We start from the raw sequence: 25,733 nt of genomic DNA, 5'->3' as shown, positions 1-25,733 counted from the left end.
AGTAAAGAGAACACGAACGTATAGGAGCTAGTCAATAATGAGTAAACAATTCGTCAGTCCGGCGTTAGTCATTTGTATCATTGGTTTTACGATGATCCATTTTGTCACGTATTTTTTGCAGGTTCATCTGCTGTTAACACTTTTAGTATGGTTTGGGTTTGGAATTATTTTCTTTGGAACATTATTTTACGGGCCGCTGCATTTGAAAATGCCATTAGGCTTGTTTTTAACTGGAGTAATCATCTTTCTATCTGTAGACACCTCTTTTCTTTCGGGAATGCGGGAAGGGCTTTTGCAGATGCGGAATATGGTCGGATTATTAGTTATCATCCCTATGGTCAGCTGGGTATTGCGGGAAGAAGCATTTTTAGAATCTGCCATCAGCTATGCGCATGATTTTGTGGATACGAGTAAGAAATTTTATTTTGGAATGGTTTCCTTTACACAAGTAATCGCATATTTTCTCTTATTTGGCGCGATTCCTATGCTGTATCAATTTGTATCGATGATCTTAAAGGACGAAAAGGGTGAGGCGTGGGAGAGATATAAAGGAACAGCGATACTGCGCGGGTTTGCGTTATCGGTTCTGTGGGTAGTCAGTATTCCGAGCTTTGCCTATGTGGTGGAAGCAATGGAGGCTTCCTTATGGAAATCAATTCTGCAAGGGCTGGGGGTAGCTGCATTAGGAACCATCGTTGCGATTTTGTTCTTCCCGCTGGAGAATAAAAAGTATCATGTTAACTTTACAAGAGGCCTCCAGCATGAAATTGATGAGATTATGCAGCATACGAGAAATAAACGGGAGACAAAGCGGATCGTCCGTGAATTTATGATTCTCTTTCTCTCTCTTTTCGGTTCCATCTTTATCCTGAGCGCTTGGGTGAACATGGAATTGCTTGTCCTGATCCCTTTAACCATCCTCGTATGGATACTTAGCTATTATCTAGTGAAGAAGCGTTTATATAAATTAACACATATTGCAGCACTTTATGTAAAAGAAGAGATGGCGGGCAAGTCGTATCAGCTATGCGTGATGGTTGGGGCAGGAATGCTGATTGCAGGATTGACTAAAACAGGCTTTGCCGGCTGGGTTGTCGACAGTCTCTATGCCTTAGAAGCAGTCGCTCCATTTATCAATCTATTATACCTGCTGCCGTTTATGGTAATTATCTTAGGCTTTGCCGGTCTCGGTCCGTTGACAGTAATGGTATTGGTAGCTGGTATTTTGCAGACTATCCACCTGCCGTATCCTCCAGAGCTGATTGTGCTTTCAGTGACGCTGGGAAGCTCAATATCAATTTTATTATCACCGGTGATTATGCCAATCATTGTCTTAAGCGGCTCCAATGGTTTGAGCGGCTTTAAAAATGGTTTTCAGTTTAACGGTGTGTTTGCTGTGGTGCTATATGCTTTGGTGATGACATATATTCAACTAATGGCATATATGGCCGGATAATGTTTATAGAGCAGGGAATGATTGGGGGAAATGGGCTTAGGAGGCCATACCCTGCTTGTTTCCCTCTTGACATTCATTTTTGAACAACATAAAATGAATGTTGAAAGCGTTTACTTTATTTGGTTGTTTTACATTTTTATTTAATAACTGATAAGGGATATTGATAGGGTTCACCGGAAATCGATTTGCTGTAAATGATAATAGATTCATATCCTTTCCAAATGAAAAAGGAGGAGTATCGATGCGGGATGCGGTGATTGTAGAGGCAGTACGTACACCTATTGGTAAACGAAATGGTTTTTTGAGTGAGATAAGGGCAGAAGAATTAGCTGCAGCGCCTTTAAAGGAATTAGTTAGACGAACCAATCTGGATGCAGCAGCCATTGACGATGTTATTATGGGATGCGTCACGCAGACAGGAGAACAGGCAGTGGATGTGGCCAGGCAGGCAGCGCTTATTGCCGGCTATCCGGTCAGTGTTCCTGGAACAACGATTGACCGTCAATGCGGATCGGGTCAGCAGGCCATACATTTTGCTGCACAGGCCATCTTGAGCGGGGATATGGATATTGTGGTAGCAGCCGGGGTGGAAAGTATGTCACGTGTGCCAATGGGAAACAACCAGCAGGGTGTAAAGTGGAATCGTGCTTTACTAGATAACTATGATATGGTGCATCAAGGAGTCGCAGCCGCTCATATTGCTGAAAAATGGGGGATTTCTCGCCAAAAAATGAATGATTATTCATTCAAGAGTCATCAGCGTGCGATACAAGCGCAGGGAAAAGGCTTTTTTCGACAACAAATGATGCCTATTTCCGTCAAGCGCGCGGATGGAACCACTGCTCAATTTTGTCAAGATGAAGGGCCGAGAAGAGATACCTCGATGGAGAAACTGAATGCATTGCCTGATTTATTTACAGAGGAGAGCGGAATCACAGCGGGAAATGCCAGTCAGATGAGTGACGGTGCAGCAGCACTTTTAATCATGTCTGCTGATAAAGCCAAAGAGCTTGGCTTTACTCCGCGTTTTCGTATTCTTACCCGCAGTGTGATTGGTTCTGATCCGACAGAGATGTTGACAGGTCCAATCGAAGCTACTAAAAAGGTTCTTAAAAAAGCTGGTTTATCGATGGAAGATATCGATGTTTTTGAAGTGAATGAAGCCTTTGCATCCATTCCTTTAATGTGGATGAAGGAATTAGGGGCAGATGAAGAAAAAGTCAATATTGACGGGGGAGCTATTGCCTTAGGGCATCCTTTAGGCGCAAGCGGAGCCAGATTGATGGTAACGATGATGCATACCATGGAGCGGCTCGAAGCGCGTTTTGGTCTGCAGACGATGTGTGAAGGGCTGGGAATGGCTAATGCGACAATTTTGGAACGATGGACAGGGGAATAGGGAGGAATTTTAAAATGATGCAAACCCAATTAAATTTAACGACTATGGTGAAGCATGCGGAGAAATACTTTGCTGATAAAACAGTTATTTCGCGTACGCTGAGCGGAGTTCATACCATTCCGTACAGTAAAATAACCGAACGGATTCACCGGCTGGCAGGTGCTTTAAAAAGCTTAGGCGTGGGAAAAGGGGACAGAGTCGGCACAATAGCCTGGAACCATCACCGTCATCTGGAGGCTTACTTTGCGATTCCGACGATGGGAGCCGTACTGCATACAATCAATATCCGTGTTTCACCAGACGATTTAGCCTATATTATCAATCATGCAGAGGATAAAGTCTTATTGGTGGATGAGGATTTATTTCCATTGATCGAGCGCGTGAAAGACCAAATTACGGATATAGAAAAAATTATTGTGATGACGGATAAGGAGGAGCTGCCTGAAACAAGCCTAACAAATATGGCATCCTATGAATCATTGCTTGAAGAAGCAGACCCGGACACAGAGCTTGATGATGCTATTGATGAAAATACAATTGCCGGTTTATGTTATACCTCTGGAACAACGGGCAGGCCAAAGGGTGTTGCTTATTCTCACCGCGGGATTTATTTACATAGCCTGGCTCTGGGATTAAAGGACACCGTAGGCTTATCAGAGGAAGATATTGCGATGCCTATTGTTCCAATGTTTCATGTAAATGCGTGGGGGATGCCATTTGCTGCATTATGGTTTGGAACAACCCAGGTGCTGCCGGGACCGATGCCGACACCGCAGATTTTAGCAGAACTGGTTGAGGATTATAAAGTGACGATGGCAGCCGGTGTACCGACGATTTGGATGGGCTTTCTGCAGGCACTGGAGCAGGGAGATTACGATACAAGCAGTCTGCGCTGTATTCTTTGCGGCGGCTCAGCTGCTCCAAAAGGGATGATCCGCACATTTGAATCAACCTATCATATTCCTTTTGTTCATGCATATGGAATGACAGAAACCTCTCCGATTGTGACACTGGCCCGTTTAAAAAGCTATCAGCAGGAGCTGGATGAAGAGGAGCGTCTGGAATTACGCTCCCGTCAAGGCATGGTCGTGCCGGGAATTGAAATTAGAGGAATCAATGAACATGGCGATATCCCGCATGATGGAAACACAATAGGCGAATTGCTTGTCAGAGGGCCGTGGATTGCCGATGCATATTATAAAAATGACCGCAGTGAGGAATCCTTCCGGGACGGCTGGCTTCACACAGGCGATGTGGTCAATATCGATGAAGAGGGCTCCGTGAAAATCGTGGACCGTACCAAGGATATGATCAAAAGCGGCGGGGAGTGGATTTCCTCGGTCGATATCGAAAATGCATTAATGGCGCATGAAGCGGTATTTGAAGCCTCGGTGATTGCTGTTCCGGATCCAAAGTGGCAGGAGCGTCCGGTAGCATGCGTGGTATTAAAAGAGAAGAAAACATTAACGGAAGAAGAAGTGAAAGAATTTTTAACACCACAATTTGCAAAGTACTGGATTCCTGACCGCGTTCTATTTATGGAAGAAATCCCAAAAACATCGGTAGGGAAATTCTTGAAACGGGCATTGCGGGATCAAGTGGAAGAAATGCTTTCCTTATCTGATTCATCTTCATAATATCAAATTTTTTCAACAGGAAGCGCGGAGCGGCGCTTCCGTGTTTTCTAATGGAAAAGGAGCTGGTTAAATGCAATTGACTGATATAAAGAAAAAAATGGAGCTGCCGGTTATCATGGCTCCGATGTTTTTAATTTCTAACCCAAACATGGTTGTCGGGGCATGTGAAGCAGGAATCATTGGAACATTTCCGGCTCTGAATGCCCGCACGAAGGATGTTTTAGACAGCTGGATGGCTGAAATCAATGAGAGATTACAGGAAAAAGAAGCAGCAAATCCAGAGGCAGCGATGGCACCCTGGGGCGTCAACTTCATCAGTCACTCCTCTAACAAACGATTTTACGAGGATTTGGAGCTGATCGAGAAGCATCAGCCGCCAATCGTTATTACATCGTTAGGAGATCCATCTCCGGTTGTAAAGATTGTTCATAGCTATGGAGGTCTTGTTTTATCCGATGTGGTGGATGTGAAATTTGCTGAAAAGGCATTGGAAAAGGGCAGTGACGGGCTGATCTTAGTAGCAAGCGGGGCTGGCGGGCATGCTGGAACGCTAAATCCTTTTGCATTTATCGAGGAAGTACGCAGCTTTTTTAATGGCCCCGTTGCTTTAGCGGGCACCATTACAAAAGGAGAGCAAATATTGGCCGCAGAGCTTCTAGGAGCTGATTTTGCCTATATTGGCACCCATTTTATTGCGACAGCGGAAAGCGGAGCAAGTGCGGATTACCAGGAATCGATTATTCAATCTGCGGCTGCGGATATTATCTATACGCCTGCGTTTAGCGGGATACCTGCTAATTACTTGATCCCCAGTATTGTCAAAGCTGGATTGGATCCAAAGAATTTACCGGAAAAGGCCGGGCTTGATTTTAAAAAGCTGTCGGACACCTCAGCTAAAGCGTGGAAGGATATTTGGGGCGCTGGCCAGGGAGTTGGCGGAACAACGAAAATACAGACGCTGCAGGGAGCTGTAGATGAATTAAAAACAGCATATACACAAGCAAAAAAACAACACCAGCTGACTTGATTTAAAAAGGGAGAGAAGGCAATGACAGATGCAGTGAAATACGAAAAGAAAGATGCGATTGCTTTGATAAAGATGAACCGGCCGGAGAAACGCAATGCCCTGTCGATTGTAATGGCGAGAGGCTTGGTGGAAGCGCTGACGGACGCAGAAAAAGATTCGGATATCAAAGCTGTCATCATCAGCGGAGAGGGAAAAATATTTTCAGCCGGCGGCGATTTGGAAGTGCTTCATACATTGGATAACAGCGCGAAAATAATGGAATATATGAAGCAGGCATTAGAGATTATTCAGACGATACGGGATCTTGATAAATACGTTATCAGCGCAGTCCATGGCTTTGCCGCAGGAGCAGGCTTCAGTATTGCCGTTGCAGCAGATTTTGTCGTAGCTAAAAAGGATGCAGCCTTTCTATGCAGTTTTACCGATGTAGGCATTATACCGGATTTAGGCTTAGTAAAAAAACTGACAGATAACCTGCCAAGTGCCGTAGCGAAGGAATGGATTTCTTCAGGAAGACCTGTTTCAGCAGAAGAAGCATATCGGCGCGGCATTGTTAATCGCGTAACAGAGGACGAGGTTGTGGAAGCAGCCATTGATTATGCCGGCTTTATTGTTAACGGGCCGCCGCTTGCTAATAAATTTGTAAAGCATATGGTCAACTATGCAGATGAATGGAGCAGCGGTACAAATGATCTGCAGGAAACGGCTATCCAGACCTTATTGCTGCAGACAGAGGATAATAAAGAAGGGATTCAATCATTTTTTGACAAAAGAAAACCGAGTTTTAAAGGAAAATAAAAGCGGATTGTTTAGAAAGAAGTGACGCCGATGTTAGATAAATTAGGGATAAAGCGGATTACTTTAGCATTGCCGTTCCGCTTAAATCATGTCCATTGTTTTATTGCTGAGGAAGCGGACGGCTATAAGATTTTAGATACAGGTCTGCATAATACAACTACGGAGAAAATATGGGAAAAGGAAATAGAAGGGAAACAAATTACGGACATTATTGTTTCTCATTACCATCCAGACCATTTTGGTTATGCAGGGAAACTGCAGGAACGAACCAATGCGCGCGTTTGGATGTCTGAAATTGATTTACAGGCGGCGCTGCAGGCCTGGGAGCAGCCCTTTTTAGAAAAGTTATGGGAGAATTATTATCGGGCGGGCATTCCCGAGGAGAAAAGCAGGGCTTTGACGCAGAATACTGCTGCATTTGCACCATTAGTAACCCCTTATCCAAAGGTGGAAAACATTTTAAAGGAAGGGGAAACGATTCAATTTGGGAAATATGTCTATGAGATTATACATACACCAGGTCATTCAGACGGTTTAGTCACCTTTTATAATCAGGAAAAGAATGTGCTGCTGTCAACGGATCATGTTCTTCCGAGGATTACTCCGAATATTTCCTATTGGTTTCACGGGGACCCAAACCCATTAGAAAATTATTTGAATTCCTTGGAGAAAATTAAGAAACTGGACGTCGAATGGGTTATTCCATCCCATGGCGACCCGTTCCAAAATGCATCCAAGCGAATTCAGGAAATAGAGACCCATCATAAAGAAAGATTGAACAGCCTAAAGGAAATGCTGAAAACCGGCTTAACGGTTTATGAAACAATGGAAAAGCTGTTTCCGAAAAAGCTGGCTGTTCACGATACGCGGTTTGCAGTAGGTGAAACGGTCGCCCATTTAGAATATTTGCGTCTGGCTGGGGAGTGTACGCGCGAGTTGACAGATGGTGTGTATATGTATCATGTAACGAACTAGCAGACAATGCCGCCCATTTTAGAGTGGCGGCATTATCTGCTAGTTCCTTTTTCTTTCTTTTACGTGATTGATTGTTATAAGATGATAGAAAAGATAAGAAAGGATGGATGTCTGATATGAGTAATCACCTTCAGGGTACAGTCACATTAAATAATGGCGTAGATATGCCTGCGTTTGGACTGGGAGTCTATAAAGTAGAAGAAGGACAGACAGCAGTGGCCGCAGTGAAAACTGCGCTGGAGCATGGTTATCGCAGTATTGATACCGCTTCTTTTTACCAGAATGAAGCCAGTGTCGGGCAGGGTATCAAGGAGTCTGGTATACTGAGAAACGATATTTTTCTGACATCAAAAGTCTGGAATGATGAGCAGGGCTATGCGTCTACATTAGAAGCATTTGAAAGAAGTCTTGAAAAATTAGATACCGATTATTTGGATTTATATCTGATTCATTGGCCTGTAAAAGAAACGTTTATAGATACGTGGAAGGCAATGGAAAAGCTTTATCATGATGGACGCGTTCGTGCCATTGGTGTGAGTAATTTTCATATCCAGCATTTAGAGCGGCTTTTAGCAGAAGCAGAAGTTGTTCCGGCAGTTGATCAAGTGGAATTTCATCCGCATCTAACGCAGGAAGGCTTGCGCGCTTTTTGTGAAAGACATGGCATCCAGCTGGAAGCCTGGTCTCCGCTGAAACGGGGAGAACTGCTAAATCATCCAGCGCTTGTTACGATTGGAGAGAAATACGGGAAGAATGCGGCGCAAATCATCTTAAGATGGGATGTCCAGCATCAAGTTGTTACCATTCCAAAATCAATTACCCCGGAACGCATCATTTCCAATGCGGATATTTTTGATTTTGAATTAACGGATGAGGAAATGAAACAGATCGATGCGTTGAATGAAAATAGCCGTTCTGGTTCCAATCCAGACGAATATGATAAATAACTCTCGGGCTTCCGTCAGAGAGAACTGTAAAAAATGCGCTGCGCTGAAAAACATTCTGCGCGGCGCATTTTTTCTTATCGATCCCAAAAACGCTGTTTCGCCATTGCATTGACAAAGGCTTTATAGAAGCCGTCGGTCGGGGCTCTGCTTGTCAAGACGCCGGGGCGATTTTGAAGATGAATTTCTTCTATCCACTTTGCTCCTTCGTCAATACCGCCAATAGGCTTATAATGGTTAAACTGATCCACAATAAATTGATTTGTCATAAAATGAAAATCCCTGGTAGCATATGGGCCGCCAATAACAAATAAACCATCATACAGAAGCGGCGATCCGGTTAAAAATGTTTCATCAACGGAAAGGCTATCCCCGTTTGTTCCTTCCAATGTTCCGAGCCTTCTGCTTACAAAAACAGGCTCTAATCCTGCTTTTTCCCACGACGCCATCGCGTTTTTTAAAGCATTACTGTCATATTGTTCATCAATAATCACCCCGACCTTTAAGGTATCCGTACGAAACACTGTATTTTGCATACTTAAAGCCGGCGAGGAAGCGGTCACATCGGATTCTGGAATAGCTTCCGGCGGAGCTGGCACGCCAACCTCCTCGGCAACCGAAACAGCCAGCGGTCTGCTGATATGGGCAATCAGACGAACCGCGCGCTCCCGTACTTCCGGATTCTTCACTTTTCCAAGCTCGAAACTGAATGCCTGCAGGATATGGCTTTTTTCCACATCACTCATGCTGTTCCAAAAAAGTCGTCCTTGAGAAAAATGATCCTCAAAACTGGGTGCTGTCTGACGTACCTTTTTTCCTTCGACCAGAGAAGGGTAGGTGACAAATCCGCCTTTATCGCCCGGCACAGGATAAGGTGTATTATTCGCCAGATAATTTTGATGGTAGGCAACCTGTCCTTTATCAATCACATAACGTGCTGCACCATCACGATGGTTATTATGTGCTGTGTGAATAGGGCGATTGATTGGAATTTGTTTGAAATTAGTGCCCACACGGTAAAATTGTGTATCTGCATAGGAGAACAGTCTGCCTTGCAGCAGCGGATCATTTGTAAAGTCAATTCCGCGAACAATATTTCCCGGATGAAGCGCAACCTGTTCTGTCTCTGCAAATACATTCTCGACATTTTTGTTTAAAGTCATTTTCCCGATTTTCTTCAGGGGAATAAGCTCCTCCGGCCACAGCTTGGTAGAATCTAGAATATCGAAGTCAAAATCAAACTCCTGATCCTCTCGAATCACTTGAATGCCAAGCTCGTATTCGGGGAAATTACCTTTCTCGATATTCTCCCATAAGTCCCGCCGGTGAAAATCCGGATCAGCACCGCCGATTTTCTGTGCTTCATCCCAAATCAGAGAATGAACGCCTAGAACTGGCTGCCAATGAAATTTACAAAAATGCGATACACCTTCTTTATTTACGAGTCGGAATGTATGCACACCAAAGCCCTGCATGGTTCGAAAACTGCGGGGGATGGTGCGGTCAGACATAATCCACATCATCATGGCGGCAGATTCTTCATTACTTCCGATAAAATCCCAAAATGTATCATGTGCTGTCTGGCCTTGAGGGATTTCATTATTTGGTTCTGGTTTTAGCGCATGAATCAAATCGGGAAATTTAATGCCATCCTGAATAAAAAAGATTGGGATATTATTGCCGACTAAATCAAAGTTTCCTTCCTCCGTATAAAATTTGGTGGCAAAGCCGCGCACATCCCGGAGTGTTTCATTAGCACCTCTGGAACCGGCAACCTGTGAAAAACGGACAAACACAGGTGTTTTTCTGCCCGCATCTTGTAAGAAATGTGCCTCTGTTAAATCAGATTGTGATGCATAGCATTCAAACACGCCATGCGCTCCATATCCGCGTGCGTGAACATTTCGTTCTGGGATTCGTTCTCTATCAAAGTGGGAGAGTTTTTCCCGATATATAAAATCCTCTAATAGCTGCGGTCCGCGGTCTCCGGCGCTTAGCGTATTTTCATCATCCGAAATTTTAACCGCTTCATCCGTCGTCATTGGTTTCCCTTCATTATCTCTATAAAATTTCTCCAGCTGTCTGATTTTTTTATTTTCTTCCGGCTCCCGATTCTTGTGGTCTGTCATGTCTTATCCTCCTTTTAAATGAATTTTTTTCACAGTAATAAAAGGATATTCGCTGGAAGTGGTAAATATGACCAGAGGAGAAGAATGGAGGTTTTCTGAGTTCATATTATCTTTTAAAAAATTTGTTTGATTGTTTAGCGTTATATAATATTATTAGAATAAGACAGACATGAGAGAGGGGAAGGCATATGGGCTGGATGAATCTCGTTATGTTTATTATATTGGCAGTGTTGGGGTTGTGGGGACTGATTTCCCGAGCTAAATGGCTGGAGGGCGAATCAAAAAAAATAAAAAATCTTAATATTTAAAGATTTATCTGTGTTAACATTGTCTTGCCTGATAACAGATAAAAAAGAGCCGTCCCGGGGGGATAGGCTCTTTACTCCGTTGTAAAGGGAATGATGATGTTTGGCTGAATCTTAGTCCTTCGGAAGCAGTCCATGGTGCTGTAATGCGTATGAAATGCCATCATCACTTACATCCTTCGTAACAAATGCAGCTGCTTCCTTTACTTCCGGCAGGGCATTTCCCATGGCGACACTGTTAGGAACGAGCTGCAGCATTTCTATATCATTTAAACCGTCTCCGAAGGCGTATTGTCTTTCTGACGGAAAATCGAGATACTCAAGCAGTTTTTTAATACCTAATGCTTTTGATCCGCCTTTTGGAAGGACATCTAGCGATTTTGGATGCCACCGGACAAAATCTAAGTTTGTGAATGTATCCTGATAAATCTTTTCTTCGCCTTCTGTGTTGAAAAGGAGGCTCTGATAAATGTCACTTTGCCGGGCCGTATTATGCTCTTCCTGTTCTGGATAAGCATCTACCTTTAATGTTGCAATGCTTTCTTCTATATATGGATGGTCATTCGGCACATTAGTTGTCATTTTTTTATCATTCATATAGACAACAGGATGGTTATTTTTTAAAGCAAATGCGGTTAATTCCTCTAACGTCTCTGGATTGATTGTGTTCGCATAGACAACTTCCCCGCGGCACACCACATATTGCCCGTTATAGCTTATGTAAGTGTCAATACCTAATTCGTCTCGTAAATCATCAAATAAGAATTTGGCCCGGCCTGTTGCGATGGCAAGCTCATGACCAAGTTCCTTCAGCTTGAAAATGGCTTTCTTCGTTGATTCAGGCAGGGTTCTTTCCTCTTCTGTCAATAATGTCCCATCAATATCAAAAAACAGAATACTTTTATCTGGTACCATTTTATCCCTCATTTCACCTTCATTATACGCTTTCTATTATGATGGAACTGCTGTATAGATTCAACTGTTGACTATTATAATAATTAAAATTATCGCTTAAGATTATTCTTCACAAATATATGTGAATCGCTTACAATCAAGGTGAGTGAGTTGAAATCAATATTTTACTTTCTAGCAGTCGCTGCGGAAAAACACTCCGCTTTCCGTGGGCTTGAGCTCAGCCTCCTCGGTAAAAAGAAGAGCCCTTTTTCCCTGCGGGGTCTTCCCACTGCGCTTTCCCACGACGGACAGGGCGTCCTAGTGTCGGTCGTTGGTCACAGGACGTGACCGTTCTTAGCCGACCAGGAGTCTCCGTGTTTTTCCTTCGCTAGATAGTGCTATCACCACCCATACTAATTTTTAATTCATTATATTAACCTGATAACATGGAGACCTGCGATTACTCGGTCTATTAAAACCGTTGCTGCGATTAGAAGTCCCATCAAAAAAAGTAACTTGTTATAATGTTTTAATTATAAAAAATTTTGTTAGAGACAAAAATAAGGAGTTAATTCATATGAAACGCCTGGTATTACTAATGATGATATGTATTCCTTTGTTCCTGGCAGGCTGTTTAAGTCCGAATAGTGCCCGGGTAGTCAATGATATGTATCAAGCTGCGATTATGGAGGAAGAAGAAAATGTAGCTTCCTACTTTTCAGAGGAGTATTTAGAAGAGCATCCAATTGATGAATTAACGAATGAATTAGCAGAAGATGCCCGGACCATGTACGGGGTCAATATGATGAATATTACGCTTATCCGCGAGAAAGAGCTGCAGGACGATTACATCGAATCGACCGGATTAGCTGATAATCCGGATTTATCAGTGGTTACCGCACAGACAGATGAACGGGAGGTAGTAGTCTGGACAGTGGAGCGGGGGAGTACCCGGTATACGATAATTCAAGGGGAAAGGTATGACTTTGATACATATAATGAAAATGTTCTTGAGTAAAAACACGGCACCCCGCCGTGTTTTGTTATTGGACTTTTAAACATCCGTTTAAAAATGAACTCTGAATGTTTTTCTAAAATATTTCCATAGAGCATGTTTTACACTTCCACTGCATAGGATATAGAAATCGTTGTAAGATGGAGGGAGCCTGCGATGGATATTTTAAATAAAGTAAAAAACGATAGAGAAGCAGAAAAACAGCTGGTATGGGAAGGCACGTTTGCGGAATACTTAGAGCTGGTGAAAGAAAACCCGACAATCGCACAGACTGCACATTCCCGGGTGTATAATATGATCAAGAGTGCAGGGGTCACGGAGAGAGATAACCATAAAATGTATGAGTTTTTTGGATCAGCTATTTTTGGTCTGGAATCAGCAATTGAAAGCTTAGTAGAAGAGTATTTTCATCCGGCAGCAAGAAGGCTGGACGTCAGAAAACGAATTTTGCTGTTAATGGGACCGGTCAGCGGTGGAAAATCGACTATTGTCAGTTTGCTGAAGCGTGGCTTGGAGCAGTATTCACGTACCGATGAAGGGGCTGTATATGCCATTAAAAACTGTCCAATGCATGAAGATCCTCTTCACTTAATCCCACAGCATTTGCGGGAAGATTTCCATGAAGAATATGGTATACGAGTGGAAGGCAGCCTATCTCCATTGAATACCATGCGTTTAGAAAAGGAATACGGCGGCAGGATTGAAGATGTTAAGGTACAGCGAATCTTTTTCTCAGAGGATAAAAGGGTAGGAATCGGGACATTCAGCCCGTCTGATCCGAAATCACAGGATATTGCCGATTTAACCGGCAGCATTGATTTTTCCACGATTGCTGAGTTTGGATCTGAATCTGATCCGCGTGCTTACCGGTTCGATGGAGAGTTAAATAAAGCCAACCGCGGAATGATGGAGTTTCAGGAGATTTTAAAAAGTGATGAAAAATTCTTGTGGCACTTGCTTTCACTGACGCAGGAAGGAAATTTTAAAGCCGGGAGATTTGCTTTGATATCCGCAGATGAGCTGATTATAGCGCATACGAACGAATCAGAATATAAATCATTTATTTCCAATAAAAAGAATGAGGCACTTCATTCCAGAATGATTGTGATGCCGATTCCATATAATTTAAAGGTCAGTGAAGAAGAACGAATCTATAAGAAAATGATTCAGGAAAGTGATATTGCGGATGTTCATGTAGCTCCCCATGCTTTACGAGCTGCGGCGATATTCTCCATTTTGACCCGATTGAAAGAATCGAAAAAACAGGGAATCGATGTCGTGAAGAAGATGCGGCTCTATGACGGGGAAAGTGTGGAAGGATATAATCAGATTGATATAGAGGAACTTTCAAATGAGTATACGGATGAGGGAATGGCTGGGATCGATCCGCGCTATGTCATCAACCGTATTTCCTCCACGATTATCCGTAAAGAAATCCCTTCTATCAACGCACTGGATGTATTACGTTCGCTGAAGGAGGGATTAAACCAGCATCCGTCTATTTCCAAGGATGATCTGGATAAATATTTAAACTATATTTCGATTGCCCGGAAAGAATATGATGAGATTGCGAAAAAAGAAGTACAGAAAGCATTCGTTTATTCGTATGAAGAATCAGCGAAGACCTTAATGGATAACTATCTGGATAATGTTGAGGCATATTGTAACCAGAATAAATTACGTGATCCGCTCACTGGAGAAGAAATGAATCCAGATGAAAAGCTGATGCGTTCGATTGAGGAGCAGATTGGCATCTCGGAAAATGCAAAAAAAGGCTTCCGGGAAGAAATCTTAATCCGTTTATCTGCTTATGCGCGTAAAGGAAAGCGATTTGATTATCAATCGCATGAGCGTTTGCGTGAAGCGATTCAAAAGAAATTATTTGCTGATTTGAAAGACGTTGTGAAAATTACAACCTCATCGAAAACACCGAATGAATCGCAGCTGAAAAAGATTAATGAAGTGATTGCCCGTCTGATTGATGAGCATGGGTATAATTCGGTGTCTGCGAATGAACTGCTGCGTTATGTAGGAAGTTTACTGAATCGATAAAGCAGTGTTTATATTTATTTCATCTTAGAAAAATGAAAAGTGGTATCCAGATGAACATGGATACCACTTTTTAACTTACCTGATAAAAGGAAATAAGCTTTTCTAAAAACCTCAAATTCTTTTAATCCGTCTGCAATAACTTATCCCCTCTTGCATACAATAGATAAAGCATGTTTCTAAAACTGTTTGTACCATAAACTGATGATTGGAAACAATTCAAATATAAGGAGAGGATTCGAGTGTCCAATGAGCAAGAGCATAATTTCGTCGTCTCCCAAGAAAACTGGTCTCTCCATCGAAAGGGTTATCAGGATCAGCAGCGCCATAATGAGAAAATAAAAGATGCCATCAAGAAAAACCTGCCTGACCTGGTCAGTGAAGAAAATATCATTATGTCCAATGGCAAGGATGTAGTGAAAATCCCGATTCGTTCGCTGGATGAATATAAAATCAGATATAACTATGAAAAATCAAAGCATGTAGGGCAAGGAAATGGAGATTCAGAGGTTGGAGATGTCGTCGCACGCGCGCCTGGAGACGGGCAGCAGGCGGGAGCCGGCAATGGCAAGAAAGCCGGGGATAAGCCGGGACAGGATTATTATGAATCGGAAGTATCCATTGCAGAGATAGAAGACGCATTATTCCGAGAATTAGAGCTTCCTAATCTGCAGGAAAAAGAAAAATCAGAGATTATTACGGAAAAAGTCGAATTTAATGATGTGCGTAAAAAAGGGTTAATGGGAAATGTAGATAAGAAACGAACGATATTAACCGCATTAAAGCGGAATGCGCGGGATGGAAAGGCACAAATCACGCCAATTTATAACGATGATCTGCGTTTTAAGACCTGGAATGAAGTCATCCGGCACGATTCCAAAGCGGTTGTCCTGGCGATGATGGATACAAGTGCTTCGATGGGCGCATTTGAGAAGTATATAGCCCGCAGCTTCTTTTTCTGGATGAACCGTTTTTTGAAAACAAAATATGAAAGTGTTGAATTTGAATTTATTGCTCACCATACAGAGGCGAAAGTGGTGACAGAAGAGGCTTTTTTCTCTAAAGGAGAGAGCGGCGGAACGATTTGTTCATCTGCGTATTATAAAGCGCTGGAGGTCATTGAAGAAAAATATCCCCCGTCCCGCTATAATATTTATCCTTTTCATTTTTCAGACGGAGAGAATATTAGCTCGGATAACAAGACATGCATTGAGTTAGTCCATCAGCTGATGGAGAAATCGAATATGTTTGGTTACGGAGAAGTCAATGGCTATAACCGCTATTCTACGTTGATGAATGCTTATAAAACGATTGACCATCCGAAGTTTAAGCACTATGTATTAAAAGAAAAAGCGGATGTCTATCATGCGATGAAAAGCTTTTTTCAAAAGACAGCAGCACGCATATAGAAAAAAAAACGAACAGCTCAAAGAAATATACTAATCTTTGAGCTGTTTTATAGGAATGGCAAGATTTTATTCAGAGGACATAGACTAATAGTAGCTGAATAAAGGGAGGAATCTACTTGAGCGAAACAAAGGAGTTAACAAAAGCTATCGAAGAAATTACGGAGGTAGCCAAAGGGTTTGGTCTGGATTTTTATCCGATGCGCTATGAGGTTTGCCCGGCGGATATTATTTATACATTTGGCGCTTATGGGATGCCGACACGTTTTACCCATTGGAGCTTTGGTAAGCAATTTCATAAGATGAAGCTGCAATATGATTTAGGCCTGAGCCAAATTTATGAGCTGGTAATCAATTCGGATCCTTGTTATGCCTTTTTGTTAAATACGAACAGCCTGATTCAAAATAAGCTGATTATTGCCCATGTTCTGGCGCATTGTGATTTCTTTAAGAATAATATCCGCTTTGCAAATACGCGCAAGGATATGGTGGAAAGTATGACAGCAACAGCAGAGCGTATCGCCCATTATGAAATGGTGCATGGAAAAGAAGAGGTGGAGAGCTTTTTAGATGCAATTTTATCGATTCAGGAGCATATTGATCCTTCAATTGTCCGGTTTAAACTGCCACCCAAAGCAGCGGATGATATGATAGAGGAGGACACTCACAAAAAACGCGGTGAGTACGATGATCTGTGGAGTTTAGATCAGCGTGGCAAAAGCTCGCAGACGAAAAAGGTAAAAAGACAAAAGAAAATTCCCCCCTTTCCAGAAAAGGACTTATTATTATTTATTGAAGAATACAGCAGAGAACTGGAAGACTGGCAGCGTGACGTATTAACGATGATGCGCGAGGAAATGCTTTATTTCTGGCCGCAGTTAGAAACGAAGGTAATGAATGAAGGCTGGGCATCCTATTGGCATCAGCGCATAATGCGGGAATTAGATTTAACCTCCTCGGAAACGTTAGAATATGCAAAATTGAATGCCGGCGTGGTGCAGCCGTCCCGGACATCCATTAATCCATATTATTTAGGAATAAAAATCTTTGAGGATATTGAGGAGCGTTATAATAATCCAACGGAAGAAATGATAAGAAATGGATGTGAACCGAATAAAGGAAGAGATAAAATTTTTGAAGTAAGGGAAATGGAGTCTGATATTTCCTTTATCCGCAACTATTTAACGAAGGAATTGGTCGCAAAAGAGGATATGTATCTTTTTGAGAAAAAAGGAAGAGATTATCGGATTACAGAAAAGGATTATGTAGAAGTACGCGATCAGCTTGTTTCTCAGCGTGTAAACGGCGGTTTTCCATATATTACTGTAGAAAATGGCGACTATCTTCGTAATGGAGAGCTCTATCTGCGGCATGGTTTTGAAGGTATTGAGCTGGATATTAAATATTTGGAGCATGTTTTACCATATGTCTATCAATTATGGGGAAGAGCCGTGCATTTAGAAACAATTATTGAAGGAAAAGAAACACTGTATACGTATGATGGGAAGGATATGCATAAGCAGCGGATTTGAATAGGGTGAAGGCTGGTTAGATAGTTGGCCAGCCTTTTATTTTCGCACCTACACAGGAAAGAGTCTCTTTCGTTATCCATTTTAGTTTTGTCTCCTATTTCGTAATATAGAAAGTACTTGGAAACACGATTGTTTTTGGATATAATTGTAATAATTTTTTACGTGAAGAGGGAGGAGAGGAAGTGAATAATAATCCGTTTAGTCCATTTCCAGTATTGAAAACGGACCGGCTCATTTTAAGGAATGTAGAAAAAACAGATTTGCAGGATATTTTTGATTATGCTTCTGACCTAAATCTAACAACATATCTGACCTGGAGAGCGCATCAGACGCTTGCGGATACGGAAGGCTTTATAGAGTTCATATTAGCTAGTAACAAACGTCATATGGGAGCAACGTGGGTCATTGTCTGGAAGGAAAACAATCGTGTTATCGGCACCATTGACTTAGCTTGGAATCAAAAGCATTATTCTGCCGAGCTCGCCTATGCGCTTTCTAGAAAATATTGGCGAAAGGGAATTGGAACAGAAGCTGTTCAGGAAATCGTTCGTTTTGGTTTTGAAGAAGTGAAGCTGGAACGGATTCATGCAAGATGCCATCCGAAAAATAAAGCTTCCTATAAATTAACGGATAAAACAGGGATGATCTATGAAGGAACATTGAGAAAGTCGATGCGGAGAAAAGGGAAACAAGAGGATATTAAGATATATTCTATTTTAAAGAGCGAGTTTGAGGGGTAAGTATATCGCCATAATAGAGGAAAAGAACGATTGCTTCGCAGATTAGAAGCAATCGTTCTTTTCCTTTTCTTTATTCTATTTTTTTAGTCCTTTTCTTCCTTCTCCTCTTGTTTCCCTCTTTTATAAAAATAACTGTAAAGAGACTTCAACGTCTCTGCATTCAATTCAATATTATTTTCATAAGCATATTTCACCGAATACCCCATCGCAAGTGTCATCCCGCCTGCAACACTTCCGCCGATGACAGAGCCTGCACCAGGAACAAATTTGGAGACCTGACGAAAGATAGTTTTGCCGATATTACCAGTAATCGTGGCAATTGTCAGCTCCTTTGCTTTCTTTTTGGATAATGGTTTTTCATATAAGGTTGCCAGTCTAATCATTAACCCGACTTGGATTCCTGTCAATGGAATAAAATCTGATCCAGGAAGCGGTGTTGCTCCGACAGCAGTTGCTGAGGCCGAAGCGCCTAAAATCCATTTGTTGGCCGTCTGCGACTTTTCTTTAATAAGTCTTGCGAATTGAATTTCCTTCTCTTTTTTTTTCAGAATTTCTAGTATCTCATTTCGTAATTTATCAATATTCTCTCCGGTCCGGGAGGAAATCGGGATAACCGGATAACGTTTTGACGTATGCTCCTTCACATATTGAACGAGAGCCGGGATATCATCTGCTGCATCAATTTTATTTAAAATAAAAACAATCTGCTTATTTTCTTTTCTGATGGTTTCAAATGACTTTCTTTCCCCTTCTGAAAAAACTGTTCCAGCTGCGTTTAGGAAAAATAAAATGACATCTGCTTCGCGGTAAAAGCGAAAGGTTTCTTCCGAATTAGTGTGGTTGATATCATCAAGCCCGGGCGTATCTGCGAAAATAATTTTGTCCCGGTATACATATTTATCAATACCAATCGTTTCTCCAGGACGTGCACCGACTTTGGCGACATCATCACCAATAAGCTGGTTAATGGTAGATGATTTTCCGGTATTGATGTCCCCAATCATGGCGAAAATAATATCTTTATCGAGCTGTTTATTTATTTTTTTCGTTTCCTCATTATAAGCTTTATCGAAATCTTTCTCATTAAATGCTGACATCAGCAACACTCCCTCCTGTTACTATTCCCTTTTAATTATTATCATACACCATTATTTACAGAAGGATATAATTTTAGCTGTCTAAAAGAGAGAAGGAAGAATTTTATATCTTTAATCCTATCAGAAAATTTAAATCCTTTTGAACTTGTTCTTATTTCTTGATATAATGACTAACGTATAGTACGAGGTACTAATTTGAGGAGGAATAAGATGAAAAAATCAGATTTGATTGCACCTGCATTATATAATATTACTTCTGAATTTGAAAAATATGCTGCAGATGAAGGAAGAAAAGCGGTTATTTTAGAAGAAGAAAATGGAGATATAAAAGAAATCACGTATACGAATCTGATAAAGAATGCAAATAAGGCAGGGAATATCCTGTTAAATCACGGTTTAAAACGCGGAGATAAAATAATGATTATGCTGCCGCGCTGTATTGAAGCGTATGAACTATATATTGCAGCCTTAAAAACAGGAATGATTATTATACCAAGCTCTGAGATGCTGCGGACCAAGGATTTGCAATTTCGTATCTCACATGGCGAAATTAATGCAGTTGTTGCGACAGAAGCATGTGTGGAAGAGTTTAAAAGAGTTGTAGAGTATGAGCAGCTTGCTAAATTCAGTGTGGGAAAAGAGATAGAAGACTGGGTATCAATTGATAAAGAAAAAGCAGCAGCTTCTGATCAGTTAGAAACGGTAGAAACATCAAGAGACGATATTGCCATTTTATCTTATACATCCGGAACAACAGGAAATCCAAAGGCAGTTATTCATTCTCATGGCTGGGGATTTGCACATATGTCCTCTGCTCCTCGTTATTGGCTCAGTATTCAAGATGGCGATACGGTTTGGGCAACTGCTGCACCCGGATGGCAGAAATGGGTATGGAGTCCATTTTTATCCATTGTGGGGATGGGAGCAACAGCGTTTGTCTATTCAGGAAGATTCGATGCAGCAAAATATTTGGAGCTGCTGGAAAAGCATCAGGTTAATGTGCTTTGCTGTACGCCGACAGAGTACCGTTTAATGGCGAAGCTTTCTAATTTAGATGATTACAATTTGAATGCACTGCATAGCACAGTTTCTGCCGGAGAACCTTTAAACCGTGAAGTGATTGATAAGTTCAGACATCATTTTGATGTGACAGTCAGAGATGGTTACGGGCAGACAGAAAGTACCTTGCTGCTCGGATTCTTAAAAGGGATGGAAGTACGCCCGGGTTCAATGGGGAAACCAACTCCGGGAAATGATGTCGTTATTATTGATGAAGACGGGAAGCTGGTGAAAACTGGTGAGGTTGGAGATATTGCCATTCCGCTTGATACAGCTGCTTTGTTTAAAGGGTATTATAAAGACGAGGAAAAAACGAAAAGAACACAGCGCGGAGATTATTATGTTACCGGAGACCAGGCAAGCATGGATGAGGACGGTTATTTCTGGTTTGAAGGAAGAAGCGATGATATTATTATCAGCTCCGGCTATACGATTGGACCTTTTGAAGTGGAGGATACGCTCGTAAAACATCCGGATGTGAAAGAATGTGCTGTCGTTGCCAGCCCAGACCCGGTAAGAGGCAATGTTGTAAAGGCATTTGTTATTTTACAAGATAATATTATTGGAAATAGCGAAGTAGTTGCAGCCCTGCAGAGCTATGTAAAGCATGAAATCGCACCATATAAGTATCCGCGAAAAATTGAATTTGTTTCTGAATTGCCGAAAACATCCTCTGGTAAAATTCGGCGTGTGGAGTTAAGACAGAAAGAATATAATAATTCTTTTAAGTGAGGGAGACAGCATGAAGGTAATCGATACGCATTGTGACGCACTGCTTAAATTACAGACAGCACGCTTGGAGCAAAGAAAGCTTGATTTTCGAGATGCGCCGGAGATAGAAACGAATCTGAAGCTGTTAGAAGCGGGAAATGTTGCGGTCCAGTTCTTTGCGATTTTTGTTGATCCGGAAAATGTGGCGACAACAGATCAATGGAAGTATGCGCAAGAGCAGGCAGCCATTTTTCATGAAGAAATTGTGGGAAAGAATGAGAAGGTACGGTTTATTCAAAACTGGAAGGATATTCATTCGCTTGCTTCCGATGAGATTGGTGCCGTATTGACGTTAGAAGGAGCCGAAGCAATTGGCAATGATCTTGAAAAACTAAAGACGCTTTACCAAATGGGAGTTAAATCTGTTGGATTGACATGGAATCCGGCAAATCTATGTGCTGATGGCGCTGAAGAACCCCGGGGAGCCGGACTTACCAGATTAGGCAAGAAAGTAGTCCAGTTAAATAATGCGAATAATGTTTTGACAGATGTATCTCATCTTTCTGTTCGAGCATTTTGGGATGTGATGGAGCTGGCTGATTATCCAATTGCTTCGCATTCAAACGCCCGGGCAATTTGTGAGCATCCAAGAAACCTATACGATGACCAGTTGAAAGCATTGATTGAAAAAAAAGCGCCTATTCATTTTGCGCTCTATCCGGTCTTCTTGAAAAAAGGGGCAGAAACAGCAACGGTTGCTGACCTTTTGGAGCATATTGATCATGTCTGTGCTCTTGGCGGAGAGAAGAATATTGGTTTTGGATCAGACTTTGACGGCATCAGCTGTTATATTGATCATATTCCGGACGCCTCGGGCTATACGTATTTGCTGAATGAACTGCAAAAACATTATTCAGAGGAGCAGGTCAGAGGTTTTGCTTATCAAAATATAATGAATATGCTGCCGGCATAGAAAAAACCATATAGATAGCAAAAGAGCCAGAATATCCGGATATTCTGGCTCTTTCCATTCCTGTTTTAAAATTTTTGTCCATCGTATTTATCGAGTGAGAAGCCTCTCCCGAGAATTTCGGATGCACTGATAAAAATAGTGAAAGCGTCAGGTGTTTCTTCCTGTAATAATTTCTTCAGCTTAACTGCTTCCGCCTGCTGTACCACCACCAGTATCATGGTTTTATCCAATTTCGTATAACCGCCGACAGAACGGATTTTCGTAAGACCCCGGTCAATACCGTTCTGAATAAGCTGCTGTACTTTTTCTTCCTCATCCGTGATAATCATTACCAGCTTCGTTGCGGATGTTCGTAATTGGACAATATCTATTGCTTTACCGCTGATATAAATTGCCATTAATGCAAACAGTGTTAGTTCGAAGCTGAATACAAAAATCGAAGTAATCACAACGAGTCCATCTACGATAAATTGCGAGTAGCCGCTGGAAATACCAGTGAATTTCTTCACAATTTGGGCAATAGCTGCTGTACCCCCGGTAGAACCATTTCCTTTATATACAATCCCTAATCCCGCACCAAGAATAAGTCCGCCGTAAAGTGCGCTCAGAAATGGATTGGTCACTGTAATCGGAATATCTCCTGATAAAAAAATGACAAATGGAACCCAAAACGTTCCAATCAATGTTTTTAGGCTGAAATCCTTCCCTAAAGTAATCCATCCAATAATAAAAATAGGGATATTAATGATAAATTGGCTGAGTGCTGGATTAATCGTATATAATTCAAATAATATCGTGCTGATTCCGGACAGACCTCCAGCAGCTAATCGTGCTGGCAGGAAGAAAATATTATAGGATAGTCCGACAATGGTTGCTCCAATAATAATATAGGCATATTGCTTCCATGCATGCGATTGTTTTGCGTTAACCATGTGCTATGTTCCTTTCCCGACAATGATAATTAGACCTATATAAATGTATCACTGTTGAGAATAAGAGTAAACAGCATAGCTTTAAAGTGGTAAAGCAACAGAATCCGCTTCTGTCAGAGGCTTTGCAATTCGCTGGACAAACTTTTCCAATAAGCCGGGAAGGAGGGAGCCAATCAATGGTGCGCTTATTTTTCCTGTTAAACCTTTTAATTCAAGCTCTAATAGACAGGTCAGTGTGGAGGAACGGGAAGAAAGCTGGGAAAGCTCAAAACAGCCGCTTCCTAAACAACGGTCTTCTGAATCACGAACCCGAAATTGAACGGTAGACGGAGATGTTATTTCTATGATTTTGACATAGAGCTTTACATCCTTAGTAATGGAGCCTGCTTTTCCGTGAAGCTCCCAAATCGAGTCTGTCGGGGATATGTTCTTATGTGTTTGATAACCGGGCACCTGCTTCGCCCAATTAGACCAATCTTCTAAATAACGCCATACGTCTGATTGAGGCAGGTTAATATCCATACTGTAATCTGCTTTTAACATCAAGTAGTTCCTCCTTAAAAATGCTTTCAGCTTTTTTTAATCACCTTGATATACATATGTACAATTTCCAGCACTTATGCTAAAACTTCTTGTATAGTTTATAACGTTCTGCACAAGATAGGAGCAAGCAAGTATGATACTTGCTTTTGAATAAAAGAGGAGGGTCTCTGGTGGCTGACAAACGAAGAAATGCGTTGTTAGTACCGCAAGCAGAACGTGCAGTGAATCAGATGAAAGAGGAAATCGCTGATGAAATGCATGTGAATTTAGGAGCTGACACGACTGCTCGTGAAAACGGTGCGGTCGGCGGTGAGATGGTTAAACGAATGATTCAAATGGCTGAGGGCAGCATTGCGAATCGGAAAAAATAACCTGACTTTCAGCTTGAAAAATTACCCGCTCTAATGTTCTGAATAGAAAAACCTGTGGTGAGAAACTCCTTCTCACTACAGGTTTTTCTTGTAGAATAGGAAAGTATATAAAAAAATGCTGAATATATTCGCTCCAATGGGTTTCATTGAGGGAGTAATCTTCAACGTTGTCAGGTTAATGCGACCGTTGTGGAAAAACACTACGCTTTCCATAGGCCCCGAGCTCATCTCCTTTAAAGAAGACTTGCTGATTGGCAAGCCGTCAGGCGCAGACAGAAGCAAAGTCGCACTTATGCCCAGCGGGTGAAAAGAAGACTTGCTGATTGGCAAGCCGTCAGGCGCAGACAGAAGCAAAGTCGCACTTATGCCCTGCGGGTAGAAAAAAGAAGTTCGCTTTTTTTCTGCGGGGTCTTCACACTGGGACTGGGACTGCGATTACTCGTCCCATCGAAACCCGTCGTAGCGGACATCTCTTTGGCAAGAACACCGATGTTTTAAAGGTTCATTGACGTTCTTGATTTCCCATAAAGAAAAAAGTAAAACAAGCTCGGATTATTATCGGGAATGTCGAAGCTTGTGATAAAATAGAAAGCAGGGAGGGAATTATTATGAAGCGTATACAATTGGGAAACAGCGAATTATCTGTTCCAGTCATTTCTTTGGGATGTATGGTGATGCAGCAAAGTACGAAAGAGCAAGCGAATAAAGTGATTCATAATACATTGGATCATGGAATCGATTTTTTTGACCATGCAGATATCTACGGAAAAGGAAAGTCTGAGTCGGTATTTGCGGATGCGATTAATATGAGCCCCGCTATTCGCGAAAAAATGATAATTCAGTCGAAAGCAGGCATCCGTAACGGATTTTATGATTCTTCCAAGGAATATTTGATTTCATCTGTTGAAGAAAGCTTAAAGCGTTTGAAGACAGATTACTTAGATGTATTTCTGATTCACCGTCCGGACGCGCTGATGGAGCCGGAAGAAGTGGCAGAAGCATTTTCAGAGTTAGAAAAAAGCGGGAAAGTCCGGCATTTTGGGGTAAGTAACTTCCGGCCGCGTCAAATCGAGTTATTAAAAAAATATGTGGAGCAGGATCTCGTGGCTAATCAGTTACAGTTAAGTGTTACAAATTCCGGTATGATTGATCAGGGATTATATGCAAATACGGCCTTTGATCAGGCAAAGGATTTAGATGGCGGAGTGATTGATTATAGCCAGATAAATAATATGACAATTCAGGCCTGGTCCCCGCTCCGTTACGGTTTCTTCGGCGGGTTTATTATGGATCGGGATGCTTATCCGGAATTAAATAAAGAACTGGACAGGCTTGGAGAAAAATATGGTGTGGCCCGTGAGACGATAGCAATAGCATGGATATTGCGTCACCCTGCGAATATACAAACAATTATTGGAACAATGACTCCAAAACGTTTGTCGGAAATGGTAAAAGCAGCGGATATTACGCTTACGAGAGAAGAATGGTATCAATTATGGCAATCTGCAGGTAATAAATTACTGTAAAGAAAGCTCTAAAAATGTATACAGCATCAGATAATTATTGATTATCACGGAGAATCGTCCGTAAAACTCCCGCCTCAAAATAAAGAACGAAAATAAATTTATTTAGACGGGAGATAACGGACGCTAACTCCCTGAATCACTTAGGCTAATTCAGCGGGAGAAAAGCAAAAACGCCCACTGAATGAAGTTTCGTTTTATATTATGAAACTAAAAAA

The 25,733-nt window shown here is 41.7% G+C and carries 21 protein-coding genes; 16 read left to right on the top strand and 5 right to left on the bottom strand.

Annotation, left to right across the window (positions count from 1 at the left end; all coding sequences use genetic code 11):
- Positions 1 to 37: 37 nt before the first annotated feature.
- The 7 genes from MKY45_RS19000 (at position 38) to MKY45_RS18970 (ending at position 8,239) form a co-directional block, all read left to right on the top strand.
- Positions 38 to 1,456: a hypothetical protein gene (locus MKY45_RS19000; protein ID WP_256705033.1), complete on the top strand. Its 1,419-nt coding sequence runs from the start codon at positions 38 to 40 to the stop codon at positions 1,454 to 1,456.
- A 241-nt stretch (positions 1,457 to 1,697) separates the two neighbouring features.
- Complete coding sequence (locus tag MKY45_RS18995) at positions 1,698 to 2,855, top strand: thiolase family protein (RefSeq protein WP_341173237.1); 1,158 nt, start codon at positions 1,698 to 1,700, stop codon at positions 2,853 to 2,855.
- A 14-nt stretch (positions 2,856 to 2,869) separates the two neighbouring features.
- Entirely contained in the window at positions 2,870 to 4,492 is a 1,623-nt protein-coding gene (locus MKY45_RS18990) for a long-chain fatty acid--CoA ligase (protein WP_341173236.1), read from the top strand.
- Positions 4,493 to 4,562: 70 nt separating this feature from the next.
- Positions 4,563 to 5,519, top strand: a complete 957-nt coding sequence (locus MKY45_RS18985) for an NAD(P)H-dependent flavin oxidoreductase (RefSeq protein ID WP_341173235.1) — start codon at positions 4,563 to 4,565, stop codon at positions 5,517 to 5,519.
- A 21-nt stretch (positions 5,520 to 5,540) separates the two neighbouring features.
- Entirely contained in the window at positions 5,541 to 6,317 is a 777-nt protein-coding gene (locus tag MKY45_RS18980) for an enoyl-CoA hydratase/isomerase family protein (RefSeq protein ID WP_042529975.1), read from the top strand.
- A gap of 30 nt (positions 6,318 to 6,347) precedes the next feature.
- On the top strand, positions 6,348 to 7,292 hold the full coding sequence (locus MKY45_RS18975) for an MBL fold metallo-hydrolase (protein ID WP_193065284.1): 945 nt from the start codon (positions 6,348 to 6,350) through the stop codon (positions 7,290 to 7,292).
- A gap of 116 nt (positions 7,293 to 7,408) precedes the next feature.
- On the top strand, positions 7,409 to 8,239 hold the full coding sequence (locus tag MKY45_RS18970; RefSeq protein WP_341173234.1) for an aldo/keto reductase: 831 nt from the start codon (positions 7,409 to 7,411) through the stop codon (positions 8,237 to 8,239).
- A 74-nt stretch (positions 8,240 to 8,313) separates the two neighbouring features.
- Here the strand turns inward: MKY45_RS18970 and MKY45_RS18965 are convergent, their stop codons facing one another.
- Both MKY45_RS18965 and MKY45_RS18960 read right to left on the bottom strand, forming a co-directional pair.
- Positions 8,314 to 10,365: a catalase gene (locus MKY45_RS18965; RefSeq protein WP_042529981.1), complete on the bottom strand. Its 2,052-nt coding sequence runs from the start codon at positions 10,363 to 10,365 to the stop codon at positions 8,314 to 8,316.
- Between the two features lie 419 nt (positions 10,366 to 10,784).
- The gene (locus tag MKY45_RS18960; RefSeq protein ID WP_341173233.1) at positions 10,785 to 11,585 is read right to left on the bottom strand and encodes a Cof-type HAD-IIB family hydrolase; all 801 of its coding nucleotides are present in this window, start codon (positions 11,583 to 11,585) and stop codon (positions 10,785 to 10,787) included.
- A gap of 556 nt (positions 11,586 to 12,141) precedes the next feature.
- Here MKY45_RS18960 and MKY45_RS18955 point away from each other — a divergent pair.
- From MKY45_RS18955 to MKY45_RS18935, 5 genes are all read left to right on the top strand, one after another.
- Complete coding sequence (locus MKY45_RS18955; RefSeq protein WP_042529985.1) at positions 12,142 to 12,582, top strand: hypothetical protein; 441 nt, start codon at positions 12,142 to 12,144, stop codon at positions 12,580 to 12,582.
- A gap of 153 nt (positions 12,583 to 12,735) precedes the next feature.
- Positions 12,736 to 14,631 carry a PrkA family serine protein kinase gene (locus MKY45_RS18950; RefSeq protein WP_256705028.1) on the top strand — a complete coding sequence of 632 codons (1,896 nt, stop codon included), beginning with the start codon at positions 12,736 to 12,738 and terminating at the stop codon, positions 14,629 to 14,631.
- Positions 14,632 to 14,870: 239 nt separating this feature from the next.
- Positions 14,871 to 16,037: a sporulation protein YhbH gene (yhbH, locus tag MKY45_RS18945; RefSeq protein WP_139089015.1), complete on the top strand. Its 1,167-nt coding sequence runs from the start codon at positions 14,871 to 14,873 to the stop codon at positions 16,035 to 16,037.
- Between the two features lie 116 nt (positions 16,038 to 16,153).
- On the top strand, positions 16,154 to 17,566 hold the full coding sequence (locus tag MKY45_RS18940) for a SpoVR family protein (protein ID WP_226895206.1): 1,413 nt from the start codon (positions 16,154 to 16,156) through the stop codon (positions 17,564 to 17,566).
- A gap of 182 nt (positions 17,567 to 17,748) precedes the next feature.
- Positions 17,749 to 18,306: a GNAT family N-acetyltransferase gene (locus tag MKY45_RS18935; protein ID WP_341173232.1), complete on the top strand. Its 558-nt coding sequence runs from the start codon at positions 17,749 to 17,751 to the stop codon at positions 18,304 to 18,306.
- Between the two features lie 83 nt (positions 18,307 to 18,389).
- Here the strand turns inward: MKY45_RS18935 and MKY45_RS18930 are convergent, their stop codons facing one another.
- On the bottom strand, positions 18,390 to 19,403 hold the full coding sequence (locus tag MKY45_RS18930) for a YcjF family protein (RefSeq protein ID WP_042529995.1): 1,014 nt from the start codon (positions 19,401 to 19,403) through the stop codon (positions 18,390 to 18,392).
- Between the two features lie 210 nt (positions 19,404 to 19,613).
- On the opposite strand from MKY45_RS18930, the gene mbcS reads away from it, so the two are divergent.
- Both mbcS and MKY45_RS18920 read left to right on the top strand, forming a co-directional pair.
- On the top strand, positions 19,614 to 21,194 hold the full coding sequence (gene mbcS, locus MKY45_RS18925) for an acyl-CoA synthetase MbcS (RefSeq protein WP_341173231.1): 1,581 nt from the start codon (positions 19,614 to 19,616) through the stop codon (positions 21,192 to 21,194).
- A 10-nt stretch (positions 21,195 to 21,204) separates the two neighbouring features.
- Positions 21,205 to 22,146 carry a dipeptidase gene (locus MKY45_RS18920; protein ID WP_256705024.1) on the top strand — a complete coding sequence of 314 codons (942 nt, stop codon included), beginning with the start codon at positions 21,205 to 21,207 and terminating at the stop codon, positions 22,144 to 22,146.
- A gap of 65 nt (positions 22,147 to 22,211) precedes the next feature.
- Here the strand turns inward: MKY45_RS18920 and MKY45_RS18915 are convergent, their stop codons facing one another.
- Together MKY45_RS18915 and MKY45_RS18910 are read right to left on the bottom strand one after the other, a co-directional pair.
- Complete coding sequence (locus MKY45_RS18915) at positions 22,212 to 23,078, bottom strand: YitT family protein (protein WP_256705023.1); 867 nt, start codon at positions 23,076 to 23,078, stop codon at positions 22,212 to 22,214.
- Between the two features lie 81 nt (positions 23,079 to 23,159).
- Positions 23,160 to 23,621 carry an SRPBCC family protein gene (locus MKY45_RS18910; RefSeq protein WP_212928352.1) on the bottom strand — a complete coding sequence of 154 codons (462 nt, stop codon included), beginning with the start codon at positions 23,619 to 23,621 and terminating at the stop codon, positions 23,160 to 23,162.
- 170 nt (positions 23,622 to 23,791) lie between these two features.
- Between MKY45_RS18910 and MKY45_RS18905 the strand changes: the two genes are divergently transcribed.
- Together MKY45_RS18905 and MKY45_RS18900 are read left to right on the top strand one after the other, a co-directional pair.
- Complete coding sequence (locus MKY45_RS18905; RefSeq protein ID WP_042530005.1) at positions 23,792 to 23,992, top strand: alpha/beta-type small acid-soluble spore protein; 201 nt, start codon at positions 23,792 to 23,794, stop codon at positions 23,990 to 23,992.
- A 608-nt stretch (positions 23,993 to 24,600) separates the two neighbouring features.
- Positions 24,601 to 25,518 carry an aldo/keto reductase gene (locus MKY45_RS18900; protein ID WP_341173230.1) on the top strand — a complete coding sequence of 306 codons (918 nt, stop codon included), beginning with the start codon at positions 24,601 to 24,603 and terminating at the stop codon, positions 25,516 to 25,518.
- Positions 25,519 to 25,733: the final 215 nt, after the last annotated feature.

This window comes from Oceanobacillus sp. FSL K6-0251 (assembly GCF_038004725.1).
Lineage (GTDB): Bacteria > Bacillota > Bacilli > Bacillales > Amphibacillaceae > Oceanobacillus > Oceanobacillus oncorhynchi.
This window is presented reverse-complemented; position numbering and strand designations above follow the sequence as displayed.